Consider the following 12,782-nt stretch of genomic DNA (forward strand, 5'->3'; position numbering starts at 1 on the left):
GAAGCTGTTTCAGCGGAGCCTTCGATTATGCACTGTTTTTTGCAATCCAGTCAACTTCGAAGAATCTTTTTATCAGCCAACTATCAGCAACCACCCCTTCCAGAGCAACCACCGAAACACTACGTAAGCGTCATCAGCCGAGCCCACGAGTATATGCCAAATCCATGGCCTCGCAAGACTTCGCCGAACAAAATCGACATCGAAGCCTCTTTGCCTTGAGGCAGCGCTTCGCGCCGTCTCAAGGCAAAGAGGAGGCTCCTCCGATAATCCGTGCCACATGGCACTCATCACACTCCTCGACGCCCAACTCGCGTTCGGTCACGTCCCGCTGCTCGATCATGCGGACTTCTCTCTTCTTGAATCGGAACGCATCGGCCTGATCGGCCGCAACGGCGCGGGCAAGTCCTCGTTGCTCAAGATACTGGGCGGCCTGGAGAAGACCGACGACGGCACTCTCCAATTGCAGCAGAACCTGCGCGTCGCCTACGTAGCCCAAGAGCCCGTACTAGATATGGATGCGGATGTATTCACCGCAGCCAGCCAGGGCCTGGGAAGCGTGATCGCCGTGCGGGACCTCTATCTGTCAGGCGCTGAAGGCCTCGACCTCGACGCCCTCCAGTCCCAGATCGAAGCCTTCGACGCCTGGAACTGGGAGCAGCGCGTCGAAGAGACGCTGCACCGCCTCCACCTGGACCGCAACGCCCGCGTCGGTTCCCTCTCCGGCGGCACACGAAAGCGAGTGGCGCTCGCCCAGGCCCTGGTGGCCGCACCCGACGTCCTTCTATTGGATGAGCCCACCAACCACCTGGACCTCGACTCCATCGAATGGCTCGAACAGTTGCTGATCGACTTCAAGGGCAGCGTCGTCACCGTCACCCATGACCGCAGCTTCCTGAACCGCGTCGCCACCCGCATCGTCGAACTCGACCGCGGCAAGCTGGGCTCCTACCCGGGCAACTTCGAGCAGTACCTCTTGCAGAAGGAAGAGCAGCTCGCCCAGGAAGCCGTCATCAGCGCCAAGGCCGACAAGCTCCTCGCGCAGGAAGAGATCTGGATCCGCAAGGGCGTCGAAGCCCGCCGCACCCGCAGCCAGAGCCGCATCACCCGCCTGCAGGAATTGCGCGCCAGCCGCTCTGCCCGCCGCGAGGTGCAAGGCAGCGTCAACATGGACGTCGCCTCGGGCCAGTCGAGCGGCAAGATCGTGGCCGAACTCACCGAAGCCACCAAGTCCTTCGGCGAGAAGACCGTCATCCGCAACTTCAGCGGCACCATCCTGCGCGGCGACAAGGTCGGGCTGCTAGGCCCGAACGGCGCGGGCAAGACCACGCTGCTCAAGCTCATCCTCGGCGAACTCGAACCCGACAGCGGCAAGATCCGCCGCGGCACCAACCTGCAGGTGGCGTATTTCGACCAGATGCGCGACAAGCTCGACCTCGACGCCACGCTGGAAGACTTCATCAGCCCCGGCAGCGAGTGGATCGAGATCGGCTCGCAGAAGAAGCACGTCAAGAGCTACCTCTCCGACTTCCTCTTCTCCCCCGCGCGCGCCAACTCCCCTGTGCGATCGCTCAGTGGCGGCGAGCGCAACCGCCTGCTGCTGGCGCGCCTGTTCGCCCGTCCCGCCAACGTGCTGGTGCTCGACGAGCCGACCAACGACCTGGACATCGACACCCTGGAGTTGCTCGAGAACCTGCTGCAGGACTACGACGGCACTGTGTTCCTCGTGAGCCATGACCGGACCTTCCTCGACAACGTGGTCACCAGCACCATCGCCTTCGAAGGCGACGGCCGCTGGCGCGAGTACGAAGGCAGCGTGCAGGACTGGCTGATCCAGTCGAAGCGCGCGAGAGAGATCGCAGAGCAGCGCCTCGCAGCGGCGCCGCCACCCGCCGCACCCGCGCCCGCCCCGGCGGCCGAGGCAGCCCCCAAGGCAGCAACAGCTCCCCGCAAGAAGCTCTCATATAAAGAGCAGCGCGAACTCGAAGCCCTCCCCGCCCAGATCGAAGCCCTCGAAGCCGAGCAGAAGCGCATCACCGAGATGCTCGAACTCGACGGCGGCGCGATCTACGCTTCGGACGCCTCGCGCGCCGTCGAGCTGAGCGAACGCCACGCCCAGATCGACGACGAGCTGCTCGCCGCGCTCGAGCGCCAGGAAGAACTGGGCGTCGCGCGTTAAGCGTCAAGGCGCTCGTCCGTCCGTCCGACGCGGGGCGGGCGCCGACTAGGCTATATATGCGGCTACCCCATTCCCCGGGAATCGCCGCATGCTTTCACCTCTCACGTTCCTTGGCCGCCATGCCGTGCTCGTCGCGGCATTGCTGCTGGGCGCCTGCGCGCAATTGCCGCAAAACGTCGACCGCCCCACGTCCACCGCGCTCGCCTCGCCGAACGACACCGCACTCGGCGCGCTGGTCCGCCAGCGCCGCCAGGCCGACAAAGCCCGCTTCGAGTCGGGCTTCCTGCTGCTGGGCGGCCCGCCCGCCGCATACGGCAGCCGGCTCGCGCTGATCGAAGGTGCGCAGAAGACGCTGGACCTGCAGTACTACGCCATCCACGCCGATGCCAGCACGGGCCGTCTCGTGCGAGGCCTGCGCGCGGCCGCCGAGCGCGGCGTTCGCGTGCGCATCCTGCTGGACGATTTCCACAGCACCGGCCGCGACGCGCTGGTGCTGGGCCTGGCCTTCGTGCCCAACATCGAGATGCGCCTGTTCAACCCGCTCGCGGGTTCGCGCGATTCCACCTTCAGCCGGCTCCTCAATTCGATCGGCGACGCCTCGCGCATCCAGCAGCGGATGCACAACAAGCTGTTCCTGGCCGACAACGTGCTCGGCGTCACCGGTGGACGCAACCTGGGCGACGCTTACTTCGGCAATGCGACCACCGGCAATTTCGTCGACCTCGACGTGCTCGCGGCCGGCCCGATCGTGCAGGACCTCTCGCGCAGCTTCGACAGCTACTGGAACAACGAGCGCGCCTACCCCGTGCAGTCGCTGGTCTCTCGCGAAGAGTTCCAGGAGATCCGCGAACGCGCGCGCAAGGCCGACAAGGAAATCACCGACGAAGCCGCAGCAGCCGGGAAAGAGAATCCCGGCGCGCCCGAAAGCAAACCCAAGCCCGGCGCGCCGCCCACCGCAGAGCAACGCGCCCGCGTCTGGGACGAGAAACCGCTGGACCTGCGCACCGCCACCTTCGTCTGGGCGCCGGCCGTGATGCTGGCCGACCAGCCCGGCAAGATCCCGGCCGACAGCGGCCCCGGCGCGACGCGCGACCCGGGCCTCGTGGTGAGCCAGTCCGCCGACGCCGGACGCGCCCCCCGCGCATCGAACGCGCGGCCGCCCTCACCGGCCTCGCACCGCACCGAGTCGCTCGAAGCCGCATCGGACGCGGCCGCCAGCGGCGACACCGTGGTCGAGGGCCTGCTGCAGCTGATCGGGCAGGCGCGCTCCGAGCTCCTCATCATTTCGCCGTACTTCGTGCCCGGCCAGGACATGAAGCAGGCTTTTGCCGCGGCACGCGCCCGCGGCGTGAAGATCCGGGTGCTGACCAATTCGCTGGCCTCGAACGATGCGCCGGTGGCACACGTGGGCTACGCGCGGCACCGGGAAGAGCTGCTGAAGATGGGCATCGAACTCTACGAACTGCGCAGCGAACAGACCACCTTCGGCACCGTTTTCGGCTCCGGCTCCTCGGGCGGCGGCAGCAGCGCCACCGGCGAATCGCGCGCGATGCTGCACTCCAAGGTGCTGGTGATGGACGGGCGGCTGCTGGTCGTCGGCTCGATGAACCTGGACCTGCGCTCTCAACTCCAGAACACCGAGATCGCCCTCTTGATCCGCAGCGACGAACTCTCGCGCGTGGCCGGCGAGCAGATCGATCGCGGCATGCGCGAGCGCTCCTGGCATGTCGAGCAGGTCAACGGCGCGCTGGTCTGGCATGCACCCGAAGGCAGCGGCCTCGCGGACACCACCACCGAGCCCGACGCCAGCGCCACGCTGCGCCTGATGCTCAAGCTCTTCGGTCCGCTGGCGCCCGACCAGCTGCTCTAGCAGCCGATCCGGTCAGGCCCGATCAGGTCAGTGCTTGTGCTGGTGGGCTCCGCCGGCATCGGCGCCTTCAGGCGCACCCACCGGCAGCGTCACGTCCAGCACGGTCTTCACACCTTTGGCATCTTCGAACTTCAGGGTGAACGGCACGGTCGCGCCCTTGGCCAGCGCGCCCTTCAGGTCCATCATCATCACGTGATAGCCGCCGGGCTTGAGCTCGACGGTCTGGCCCGCGGGCAGGTCGAGGCCGCCGGCGAGCTCGCGCATCTTCATGGTGTCGCCTTCCATCTTCATCTCGTGCACCTCGGCCACGCCGGCCGCGGGCGTCGAGATGCCGACCAGCTTCGCGCCCGTGGGCGCGGTGAGCTTCATGAAGGCGCCCGTGCCGCTCTGGCCCGGCACCGATTGCCGCACCCAGCCATCGCGCACGTCGACCGTGGCCACGCCCTGCGCCACCACGTTGAGCTTCGCGGCCGGCGCCTTGAGCCCCGCGGTCGAATTGCCCGACGTCGGCACCTCGGCCCAATCGGCGACGCCGACGTCGCAGGTCTGCAGCACCTTGAACCACAGCGTGCCCGGCGTGGCCGGCACCTTGCCGCGCAGCACGAACTCGCTTCGCTCCTTGCCGGGCAGCGCGTCCTGCGGGGTCTCGGCGGTCCAGCGCACTTCGCCGTCGCCGGCGTTCTTCTGCACGTCGAGCTTCCAGCCCTTGCGCGCCTGCGCATCGCTCAGCACGAAGCCCTTGGGCAGGCGCACCGCCAGGCCAGTGGTAGCCGTGGCGCCTTCGCAGGCGTGGCCGACGCGGAAGGCGGCGTTGTAGTCGCTGCCCACGGTCGCGCCCCCGGGCGGCAGGGTGACGTGGGCCAGCGCAGCGGCGGCGCCGGCCAGCATGGCGCAGGCGGCGATGGTCTTGATCGTGAAGGTGGGGGTGTTCATGTCGGCATGTCCTCTGAAGAATGAATGAATGAAAGCGTCAAAGGTCGAACTTGAGTTCGGCCACGTAGGTGCGTTGCGGGTACGGGTGGAAGGCCCAGTACTTGTTGTTGTTCAGGTTGTCGATGCCAAAGGCCGCGCTCCACTGCCGGTCGATGCGATAGCGGATGCGCGCATCGACCACGAAGAACTTCGAGAAGCCCATGTACGCGAAGCCGTTCGGGTCGCTGTTGTCGAGCGAACCATATTGCTTGCCGCTGTAGCGCATGCCGACGGTGTAGCTCCAGTTGGCATCGGGCCGATAAGTCGCGAGCAGCGTGGCGCGCACCTTGGGCACGCGCGGCTGCTCGCGGCCGACGCTCGCGGGGAAGCCGCTGTTGGCGGTGATCTTCGAGTTCGTGAGCGTGAGGCTGCCGCTCAGGTCGAGCCCCTTCACGCCCACGTCGACCGCGTTCAGCGCCACCTCCAGGCCGCGGGTGCGGATGGCATCGACGTTCTGCACCGTGCTCACGTTGTTGCTGAGCGCCTGGCTGTAGAGCGCGTCCTTCGTGTTCTCGAAGAACAGCGTGGTGCGCAGCATGCCGTCCAGGCCCCAGCCCTTGAGGTCGCGCTCGGCGGTGAGCTCGGTGGTCCACGAGCGCTCGGGGCGCAGGTTCGGGTTGGTGTTGATGATGGTGTTGCCGTCGATCGAGCCCTGGTAGAGCTCGGTCACCGTCGGCATGCGCACCGCGCGGCCGGTCGATGCCTTGAAGAGCCAGTCGGGCGTGGCTTGCCAGGCGATGGCGGCCTTGGGCGAGTCGTAGCTGTTCTTGCGCGGCGCGAAGTCGAGCAGCCGCGTCGCGTTGCCGAGCTGCCCGCCGTAGGCCTCCCAGCGCTCGTGGCGCAGGCCCAGCGTGGTCTTCCAGTCCTTCGCGAAGCGCCAGGTGTCCTGCACATAGAGCGACTGCAGCCGGGTGTTGCCGTTGAAGGCGGAGAACGGCGTCACGGCCGGCCCGTTGGTCCAGTCGAACGTGTTGCCGACGCTGGTGCGCAACCGTGCCGTGTCCTGCTGGAAGCCGAAGTCGACCACGTGCGCGCCCACGCCTTCGGCCGAGCCGGTGGGCCGCCAGGTGCCGGCGGCCTTGAAGGTGTTCCAGCCGGAACCGCCCATGTCGGTGGTGCGCCCCGGGCCGCCGTTGAACGCACCGGGCAGCGGGTTCACCGGCACCGGCGTGCGCGAGGTGTCGCTCGAATAGTCGAACAGGCTCGCCGCCACCTCCCAGTCGAACACGCCGCCGGTGTGGCTCTTCACCGAGAGGCCGTGCATGTAGTGCGTGAGCGCGGTCTCGGTCGGCGCCAGCGCGGCGCTGGGCCCGTCGAGGTTGTAGCTGCGCCCGGCGATGTTCACCCGCCCCGAATACACCGGCCGCCCGAGCGCATCGCGCAGGTATGTGTCGACGCCGCCGTGCGTGGTGTTGTTCCAGGCGCCCAGCGTGTAGGTGGCGCGGAGGGTGGGCGAGAAGTCGTAGGCCACCTTGAGCTTGGCCTGCTCCTGCGTGGTGTCGTAGAGGGTCGAGCCGCCCACCAGCCACCACGGCTGGTTCGACGGGTTCAGCCCCAGCACGGCGCCGGTGACGGGCGTGCCCGCGTTGCCCACGGTGCCGGCGCTGAGCAGGCGATTGCCGAACACCAGCGCCTGCCCCTTGCTGTGGGTGCGCGAGGCGCTGAGCCACCACGACCAGTCGCCGCTGCGGCTGCCCAGCGACAGGTCCAGCTGCTGGCCGGCCGGCGACGAACGGCTGTTGTAGAGGTCGAAGTTCGAGGCGAAGCCGCTGAGCTTGATGTGCGCCTCCAGCTGCGTGGGCATGCGCGTCACGTAGTCGACGACAGCGCCGACCGAATTGCCCGGGTACGCGGCCGAGAACGGCCCGTAGAGCACGTCGACCCGCTCGATTTCTTCGGGCGACACCATGCCCCAGCGCGGCGCGTAGGTGGCGCCGTTGCCCAGCGGGTTCGACAGCATGATGCCGTCCGCATAGACCATCGAGCGCGCGCTGTTGCCCGTGCCCGAGGCGCGGGTGGCGAGCACCGCGTGGTTGAAGTCGCCGATGTAGCGCTTGCGCACGACCAGGCTCGGCAGGTACTTGAGGGCGTCCTCGGCATCGGTGGCGTTGACCGTCTCGGCGATCTGCTCGTGCGTGACGCCCTCGATGGTGGTGGGAATCTGCGCCGGCAGCGAGGTCGGCCGGCCGCCGCTCACGGTGACCGTGCTCAGGGCCCGGCCGGTGCCGCCTTCAGGCGCATCGGCGGTGGCCTGCTGCTGCGCCCAGGCGGGGACGCCGAGGGGAAAGGCCATGGCGATCGCCAGGGCGCGGGAATGCTTTTTCACTGGGAACCTGCTCCACGAACTTCAAGCCGGACAGGCCGCGGGCGCCATCGGTCGGGCGCATGCGGCTATGGGTTGGAAAGCTTCAGGAGAGGTTCGGAGGCCCGCGCGCCGGCAACGGCGCCGCGGTGGCCGCGGCAAGGCGCGCGGCGGGAATCGGCTGGACCACGCGGCCCAACGGCAGGGGAATCTCGAAGGAGACCGGGGCCAGCGCCGGCGGCGGTGCGCCGGTCAGCACGCACAGCGGGCAGTCCATGTGCGAGACGCCCACTTCCTGCGCGCCGTCTTGCGTGTGCACCACGACCTTGATGGAGCCGGCACCGGAGCACACCAGCTCCATGGCCTGCGGATGCACGATGGGCGACGCCACCGCCACGCCCAAAGACAGCATGAACCACAACAGCACCCAACGGCCGATCTGGCCGAGGACGCGGGGGTGGGGGCGCTGCAGGTGCATGGCGGTCGCGATTATCTGCGCACTTTGCCTTTGGGCGCTGTCTTGGCCGGGGCCTTGGCGCCCTTGGACGCCGGTGCGGCCTTCGAGGATTTCGCCCCTTTGGCGCCCTTGGCAGCGACCGCGCCCTTCTGGGCTTTCTGCCCCTTCTGTCCCTTCACGGCCTTGCCGCCACGCACAGCGCGCGGCGCCGGCTCGGGCGCCGACAGCGCCGGCATCGGCACCGCCGTCTGCGCCTGCGCGCTGGTGAGCACCGGTGTCACGGTGAAGCCGCGTGTCGCCATCAGCGCCGGCAACCCCTGCGGGCCGATCATGTGCAAGGCGCCGACAGCGGCGAACACGCTCTTGCCGCCTGCGTGCATGCGCTCGATGCCGTCGGCCAGCCCCGGATTGCGGTCGTCCAGCAGGCGCTTCATGAGCCGCTGCTCGGCGGGAGTGCGAAGGCAGTCGCACCAGTCGGCATAGCGGGCCAGCTTGTCGGCGTCGCTGCGCGCCCAGACATCGGCCAGTTCCTTCATCTGCCCGCGCAGCTTGCCGGACTCCAGTTCGTCGAGCGCCGCATCGACCTGCTCGGCTTCCTCCGCTTCGGAATCGCCGGTCAGCGCCTTCACCTGGTCGGCCGCGTTCTCCAGCGCGAAGATCGGCTTGTTGCCGTTGCGCGCGGAGACCGCCATCGTCTCGTCGACGCCGAATTCCGGGTACAGCCCGTCGGCGCGCGCCACCAGGCCCGCGAGCGCGGACACCTGCAGGATGGGCTGCAGCCTGGCCGTGGCGCCCGGCGGTACGCAGGCCTCGGCGTTCTGCCGGTCGAGCCGGCGTGCGCGCTCGCCGCTGAGCATGCGCGAGAGCAGGGCCGGATCGGCCGGCTGGCCCATCACGCGGGCGGTGGCCTCGTCGCGCGAATCGATCTCCAGCGCGAGCGCATCGCTCTGCGCGAGCGCCTTCTGCACAGTGGGACCGGGCCGGACCCACTCGGCGCGGCCGATGTGGATGGTTCCGTAGAGCCAGGAGGTGCGCCCGTCGCGCTCGATGCGCCAGAGCAGGCCCCGGTCGACGCCGTTACGCACGCCCGGTCCGAGCTTGGCGAGGCTGGCGATGGCCGAGGGCGGGCAGTCGGCCGCATGGGCCGCGACCGCGAACACGCAGAGGGCGCCCGTCAGCACCTGGCGTGCAAGGCGCACAGGCGCCGATAAATCAGTGGTGCGCTTCTTCAGCGCGGCGAGGATCCGGAGTATCCGCAAGGCCTGCTCCATGATGAAAGAAAGTCCGGCATTCTCACAGCACCGCTGCCCATAATCCGAAACCATGCAGAGCATCTTCCACCTTGCCTTTCACGTGCGTGACCTCGATGGTGCGCGCCGCTTCTACGGCGACGTCCTCGGTTGCGCCGAGGGCCGCAGCACCGACACCTGGGTCGATTTCGATTTCTTCGGCCACCAGATCTCGCTGCATCTGGGCGAGCCTTTCGCCACCGCGCGCACCGGCCGCGTCGGCGACGTGATGGTCCCGATGCCGCACTTCGGCCTCGCGCTGGCCCTGCCCGACTGGCAGGCGCTGGCCGAACGGCTGGAAGCCGCAAACACCGATTTCGTGCTGAAGCCCCAGGTGCGCTTCGAAGGCCAGCCCGGCGAGCAGTGGACGATGTTCTTCTGCGACCCCTTCGGCAATCCGATCGAGGTCAAGGGCTTCCGTTCCCTGTCCACCCTCTACGACAAGTAAAGACAAGTGAGCCAGCGCCGGGCCGCCCCAAGCAGGCTCGCGGCCCCCTCGGGGGGCAGCGAGGACACGAAGTGCCGAGCGTGGGGGTCCACATGAGCTACACCTTCGCATCGGCCACCGTGTTGCTGCTGCTGATCACCGATCCGCTGGGCAACATCCCGATCTTTGCCAATGCGCTCAAAGGCGTGGCGCCCGCGCGGCGCACCCGGGTGATCGTGCGCGAGGTGCTGATCGCCTTTGCGCTGCTGCTGGTCTTCATGTTCGTGGGCGACGGGTTCCTGCGGGTGATGGGTCTGTCGGGCCTGTCGCTGCAGATCGCGGGCGGGGTGGTGATGTTCCTGATCGCGCTGCGCATGATCTTTCCGCCCGAGCACGGCGCCGTGCCCGTCGCGCCCCCCACTGAAGAGCCGCTGATCGTGCCGCTCGCCGTGCCCGCGCTGGCCGGCCCCTCGGCGCTGGCCACGGTGATGCTGCTGGTGTCGCAGGCACCCGAGCGGCGCCTCGAATGGGTGGCCGCGCTCAGCGTCACCATGGCCGTGTGCGCCATCGTGCTGGTGCTGGCCGAGCGCATCCAGCGGCTGGTCGGCGAGCGCCTGGTGCTGGCCTTCGAGCGGCTGATGGGCCTGATCCTGGTGGCCGTGTCGGTCGAGATGATGATCCGCGGCGTCAAGCTGCTGGCATCTGAAATGGGGAGGTAGCTGTCCAAATGCCTTTCTTCGCAGAGCCCCATCTGGCGGCATGGATCTTCCGGGTCACGCTGGCCACCCTGATTCCGCTGCCCCTCTTCTTCTGCGCGAGCGGCGCGCAGGCGGTGCAGGTCTGCGAACTCAACGGCCAGAGCGTGAGCCCTTCCAACGGCAGCACCACGGCCGGCAAGACCGGCCTCATGCGCTGCAAGGACGGCACCACCGGCGAGCTCCAGCGCGAGCAGCAGGTGCAGAACGGCGTCTTCATGGGCCTCGTGCGCTTCTACGAAAAAGGCAAGCTCGCGCGCGAGCACACCCTCAACGCCAAGGGCAACATGCAGGGGCGCGCCCGCGAGTTCTCGCCCGCCGGTCAGGTGCTGCGGGAAGCCGTCTACGACGACGGCCAGGAGCGCGGGCTGGTGCGCAGCTTCTACCCCGGCGGCCAGTTGCGGCGCGCCACCTTCTACCCCGACACCGGTGCCGGTCCCGAGCGCGCTTTTGTCGAATTCACCGAGCGCGGCCAGATGTCCATGCTGCGCTGCGGCGAGGCGCCGGTGCTGGCGCCCGTGGCCGACGACGCCAAACTGTGCGGCTTCACGAGCGGCGGCGCATCGCAGGTCGACCTTTTCGATGCGCGCGGCACGCTGCGCTCGCGGGTGTCGTACCTGGCGGGCAAGCGCGTGCGCAGCCAGGAGTTCTACGACAACGGCAAGCCCTCGACGCTCGACGAGACCACCGGCAACCAGCGCATCGAGCGCAGCTTTTCGTCGGAAGGCGTGAAGCGCCGCGAGACCGTGTGGCTGCTGGCCGAGCGCATCGCCATCCGGCAGCGCGAGCAGGAGTTTTCCGAAAAAGGCACCGTGGTGCGCGACCAGCGCTGGACCCCCAAGGGCGAGCCGCTGCGCGACGACAGCTTCTACCTGAACGGCCAGCCGCGCAGCAAGGCGGTGTACAGCGGCACCGGCACGGCGCGCGTGGTCGAGGTCACCGAGTTCTACGACAGCGGCCAGCGCGCCGCGCAGGGCCGCTACCTCGCGCCGGGCCGCAACCGCCAGGTGCCCATCGGCACGCACCAGCGCTTCAGCGAAAAGGGCACGCTGCTGGCCGAATCGCACTTCGATCCCAAGGGACGCGTGACGCGCGAGCGCGCGTGGGACGAAAACGGCGAACTGCAGCGCGACGACGAGGTCTTCGAGGACGGTTCCCGCAAGGCCTTCACGGAATAAGGCTCGCCCCCAGGCTTCGCGCACTTCGTGTCGCTTCGCCAACCCCCTACCGGGGGCAACACCAACGGCCCGGCAAAGCCGGTTCCGTGGTGTTTCCCGAACAATCGGGTGCAGCCCGGAAGGTTGCTGCGGGGGTCAGTCCAGCTTGATGCCGGCCTGCTTGATGATCGGCCCCCAGCGCTTCGACTCGGCGCGCGACAGCGCCGCGAACTGCGCCGGCGTGCCGGGCATCGCTTCCATCCCGAAATCGTCGAAGCGTTTCTGCACAGCGGGCGTGCCGAAGGCCTTGTTCAGGTCGCCATTGAGCTTGTTCACCACCGCGGGCGACAGACCGGCCGGGCCGAGGATGCCCTGGAACGCGAACACCTCGGTGTTGGGCACTCCCACTTCGGCCAGCGTCGGCACGTTGGGCAGCGGCTTGCTGCGCGCACCCGAGCCGATGGCCAGCACCCGCACCTTGTTGCTTTGCATGATCGGCAGGCCCGAGGCCAGGTCCAGGAACATGCAGGGCACCTGCCCGCCCATCACGTCGGCCATCGCGGGCGCGGCGCCGCGGTAGGGGATGTGGGTGATGAAGGTGCCGGTGCGCACCTTGAACATCTCCATTGCCAGATGGTGCGGCGAGCCGTTGCCGGGGGAGGCGTAGTTGACCTTGCCGGGGTTGGCCTTCACGTAGGCCAGGAACTCCTTGAAGTTCTTCGCCGGGAAGTCCGGGTGCACCACCAGCGCGAGCGGGAATTTGCCGATGGCGCCGATGTAGGTGAAGTCCTTTTCGGGACTGAACGGCAGCTTGCTGAACAGGTGCTCGTTGAAGGCCAGCACCGCGTTGTCGGCCGAAAGGATCGTGTAGCCGTCGGGCTTGCTCTTGGCGACGATGTCGGCGCCGATGTTGGTCGAGGCGCCGGGGCGGTTGTCCACCACGATCTGCTGGCCCAGCGTCTGGCGCATGGCCTCGGCCAGCACGCGCGCGATCACGTCGGTGCCGCCGCCCGCCGGGTACGGCACGACCCACTTGATGAGTTGCGCGGGGTACTCCTGCGCATGGGCCAAAGGCGAGGCGGCCACGGCGGCGCCGGATGCGAGCGTGGCGAGAAGGGTGCGGCGATCCATGGATCAGTCTCCTGGTTGTAATTGGGTTGCGGAAAGCGATGGTACGGGCAGCGCGCGCAGCGCATCGGCGAGCGCGGCACGGCAGCGCGCCTCGTCGCCCACCTGCTCGAACAGCAGCAGCGCGAGGCGTGCGAGGAACAGCGATTCGCGCTCGGCGCCCGCTTCGGTGATGGCCCGCGCGCAGTCGGCATAGAGCCGGTCGCGGGCGTCGGGATGAAGGGATGCGGTCTCGGTCATGCGGTCTCG

12 protein-coding genes are annotated in these 12,782 nt (G+C 68.3%); 6 read left to right on the forward strand and 6 right to left on the reverse strand.

From position 1 onward, the window contains the following. The 3 genes from J2W23_RS29375 to J2W23_RS29385 all read left to right on the forward strand — a co-directional run. The coding region (locus J2W23_RS29375; RefSeq protein ID WP_307651256.1) for a hypothetical protein at window positions 1-219 on the forward strand (219 nt) is incomplete at its 5' end. A gap of 58 nt (window positions 220-277) precedes the next feature. After that, window positions 278-2,176 carry an ATP-binding cassette domain-containing protein gene (locus J2W23_RS29380; protein ID WP_307651257.1) on the forward strand — a complete coding sequence of 633 codons (1,899 nt, stop codon included), beginning with the start codon at window positions 278-280 and terminating at the stop codon, window positions 2,174-2,176. Window positions 2,177-2,264: 88 nt separating this feature from the next. Then, the gene (locus tag J2W23_RS29385; RefSeq protein WP_307651258.1) at window positions 2,265-4,046 is read left to right on the forward strand and encodes a phospholipase D family protein; all 1,782 of its coding nucleotides are present in this window, start codon (window positions 2,265-2,267) and stop codon (window positions 4,044-4,046) included. A gap of 27 nt (window positions 4,047-4,073) precedes the next feature. Here J2W23_RS29385 and J2W23_RS29390 read toward each other — a convergent pair whose 3' ends face one another. The 4 genes from J2W23_RS29390 to J2W23_RS29405 all read right to left on the reverse strand — a co-directional run bounded on the left by J2W23_RS29390 (window position 4,074) and on the right by J2W23_RS29405 (window position 9,036). Further along, window positions 4,074-4,979, reverse strand: a complete 906-nt coding sequence (locus J2W23_RS29390; protein WP_307651259.1) for a copper chaperone PCu(A)C — start codon at window positions 4,977-4,979, stop codon at window positions 4,074-4,076. A 37-nt stretch (window positions 4,980-5,016) separates the two neighbouring features. Beyond that, window positions 5,017-7,311, reverse strand: a complete 2,295-nt coding sequence (locus J2W23_RS29395) for a TonB-dependent receptor (protein WP_307651260.1) — start codon at window positions 7,309-7,311, stop codon at window positions 5,017-5,019. Between the two features lie 115 nt (window positions 7,312-7,426). Next, window positions 7,427-7,798, reverse strand: coding sequence for a DUF2946 family protein (locus J2W23_RS29400; protein ID WP_307651261.1), 372 nt, complete (start codon window positions 7,796-7,798; stop codon window positions 7,427-7,429). An 11-nt stretch (window positions 7,799-7,809) separates the two neighbouring features. Next, a complete protein-coding gene (locus J2W23_RS29405; protein ID WP_307651262.1) occupies window positions 7,810-9,036 on the reverse strand; it encodes a TraB/GumN family protein in 1,227 nt (408 codons plus the stop codon). A 64-nt stretch (window positions 9,037-9,100) separates the two neighbouring features. Here J2W23_RS29405 and J2W23_RS29410 point away from each other — a divergent pair, with 64 nt between their 5' ends. The 3 genes from J2W23_RS29410 (at window position 9,101) to J2W23_RS29420 (ending at window position 11,426) form a co-directional block, all read left to right on the forward strand. Further along, a complete protein-coding gene (locus tag J2W23_RS29410) occupies window positions 9,101-9,514 on the forward strand; it encodes a VOC family protein (RefSeq protein WP_176661939.1) in 414 nt (137 codons plus the stop codon). Between the two features lie 92 nt (window positions 9,515-9,606). Beyond that, a complete protein-coding gene (locus J2W23_RS29415; protein WP_307651263.1) occupies window positions 9,607-10,212 on the forward strand; it encodes a MarC family protein in 606 nt (201 codons plus the stop codon). 8 nt (window positions 10,213-10,220) lie between these two features. Next, window positions 10,221-11,426, forward strand: coding sequence for a toxin-antitoxin system YwqK family antitoxin (locus J2W23_RS29420; RefSeq protein WP_307651264.1), 1,206 nt, complete (start codon window positions 10,221-10,223; stop codon window positions 11,424-11,426). 135 nt (window positions 11,427-11,561) lie between these two features. Here J2W23_RS29420 and J2W23_RS29425 read toward each other — a convergent pair whose 3' ends face one another. Both J2W23_RS29425 and J2W23_RS29430 read right to left on the reverse strand, forming a co-directional pair. Continuing rightward, a complete protein-coding gene (locus tag J2W23_RS29425; RefSeq protein WP_176661936.1) occupies window positions 11,562-12,536 on the reverse strand; it encodes a Bug family tripartite tricarboxylate transporter substrate binding protein in 975 nt (324 codons plus the stop codon). A 3-nt stretch (window positions 12,537-12,539) separates the two neighbouring features. Further along, window positions 12,540-12,773, reverse strand: coding sequence for a hypothetical protein (locus J2W23_RS29430; RefSeq protein ID WP_176661935.1), 234 nt, complete (start codon window positions 12,771-12,773; stop codon window positions 12,540-12,542). Window positions 12,774-12,782: the final 9 nt, after the last annotated feature.

Origin of the sequence: Variovorax boronicumulans, from assembly GCF_030812215.1 — a bacterium.
Classification (GTDB): Bacteria; Pseudomonadota; Gammaproteobacteria; order Burkholderiales; family Burkholderiaceae_C; genus Variovorax; species Variovorax boronicumulans_C.

Excerpts from the sequence above, each read along its gene's own strand:
- J2W23_RS29430 (WP_176661935.1), bottom strand. The coding sequence starts at position 12,773 with ATGACCGAGACCGCATCCCTTCATCCCGACGCCCGCGACCGGCTCTAT.
- J2W23_RS29390 (WP_307651259.1), bottom strand. The coding sequence starts at position 4,979 with ATGAACACCCCCACCTTCACGATCAAGACCATCGCCGCCTGCGCCATG.
- J2W23_RS29415 (WP_307651263.1), top strand. The coding sequence starts at position 9,607 with ATGAGCTACACCTTCGCATCGGCCACCGTGTTGCTGCTGCTGATCACC.
- J2W23_RS29395 (WP_307651260.1), bottom strand. The coding sequence starts at position 7,311 with ATGGCCTTTCCCCTCGGCGTCCCCGCCTGGGCGCAGCAGCAGGCCACC.
- J2W23_RS29420 (WP_307651264.1), top strand. The coding sequence starts at position 10,221 with ATGCCTTTCTTCGCAGAGCCCCATCTGGCGGCATGGATCTTCCGGGTC.
- J2W23_RS29410 (WP_176661939.1), top strand. The coding sequence starts at position 9,101 with ATGCAGAGCATCTTCCACCTTGCCTTTCACGTGCGTGACCTCGATGGT.
- J2W23_RS29380 (WP_307651257.1), top strand. The coding sequence starts at position 278 with ATGGCACTCATCACACTCCTCGACGCCCAACTCGCGTTCGGTCACGTC.
- J2W23_RS29385 (WP_307651258.1), top strand. The coding sequence starts at position 2,265 with ATGCTTTCACCTCTCACGTTCCTTGGCCGCCATGCCGTGCTCGTCGCG.
- J2W23_RS29400 (WP_307651261.1), bottom strand. The coding sequence starts at position 7,798 with ATGCACCTGCAGCGCCCCCACCCCCGCGTCCTCGGCCAGATCGGCCGT.
- J2W23_RS29425 (WP_176661936.1), bottom strand. The coding sequence starts at position 12,536 with ATGGATCGCCGCACCCTTCTCGCCACGCTCGCATCCGGCGCCGCCGTG.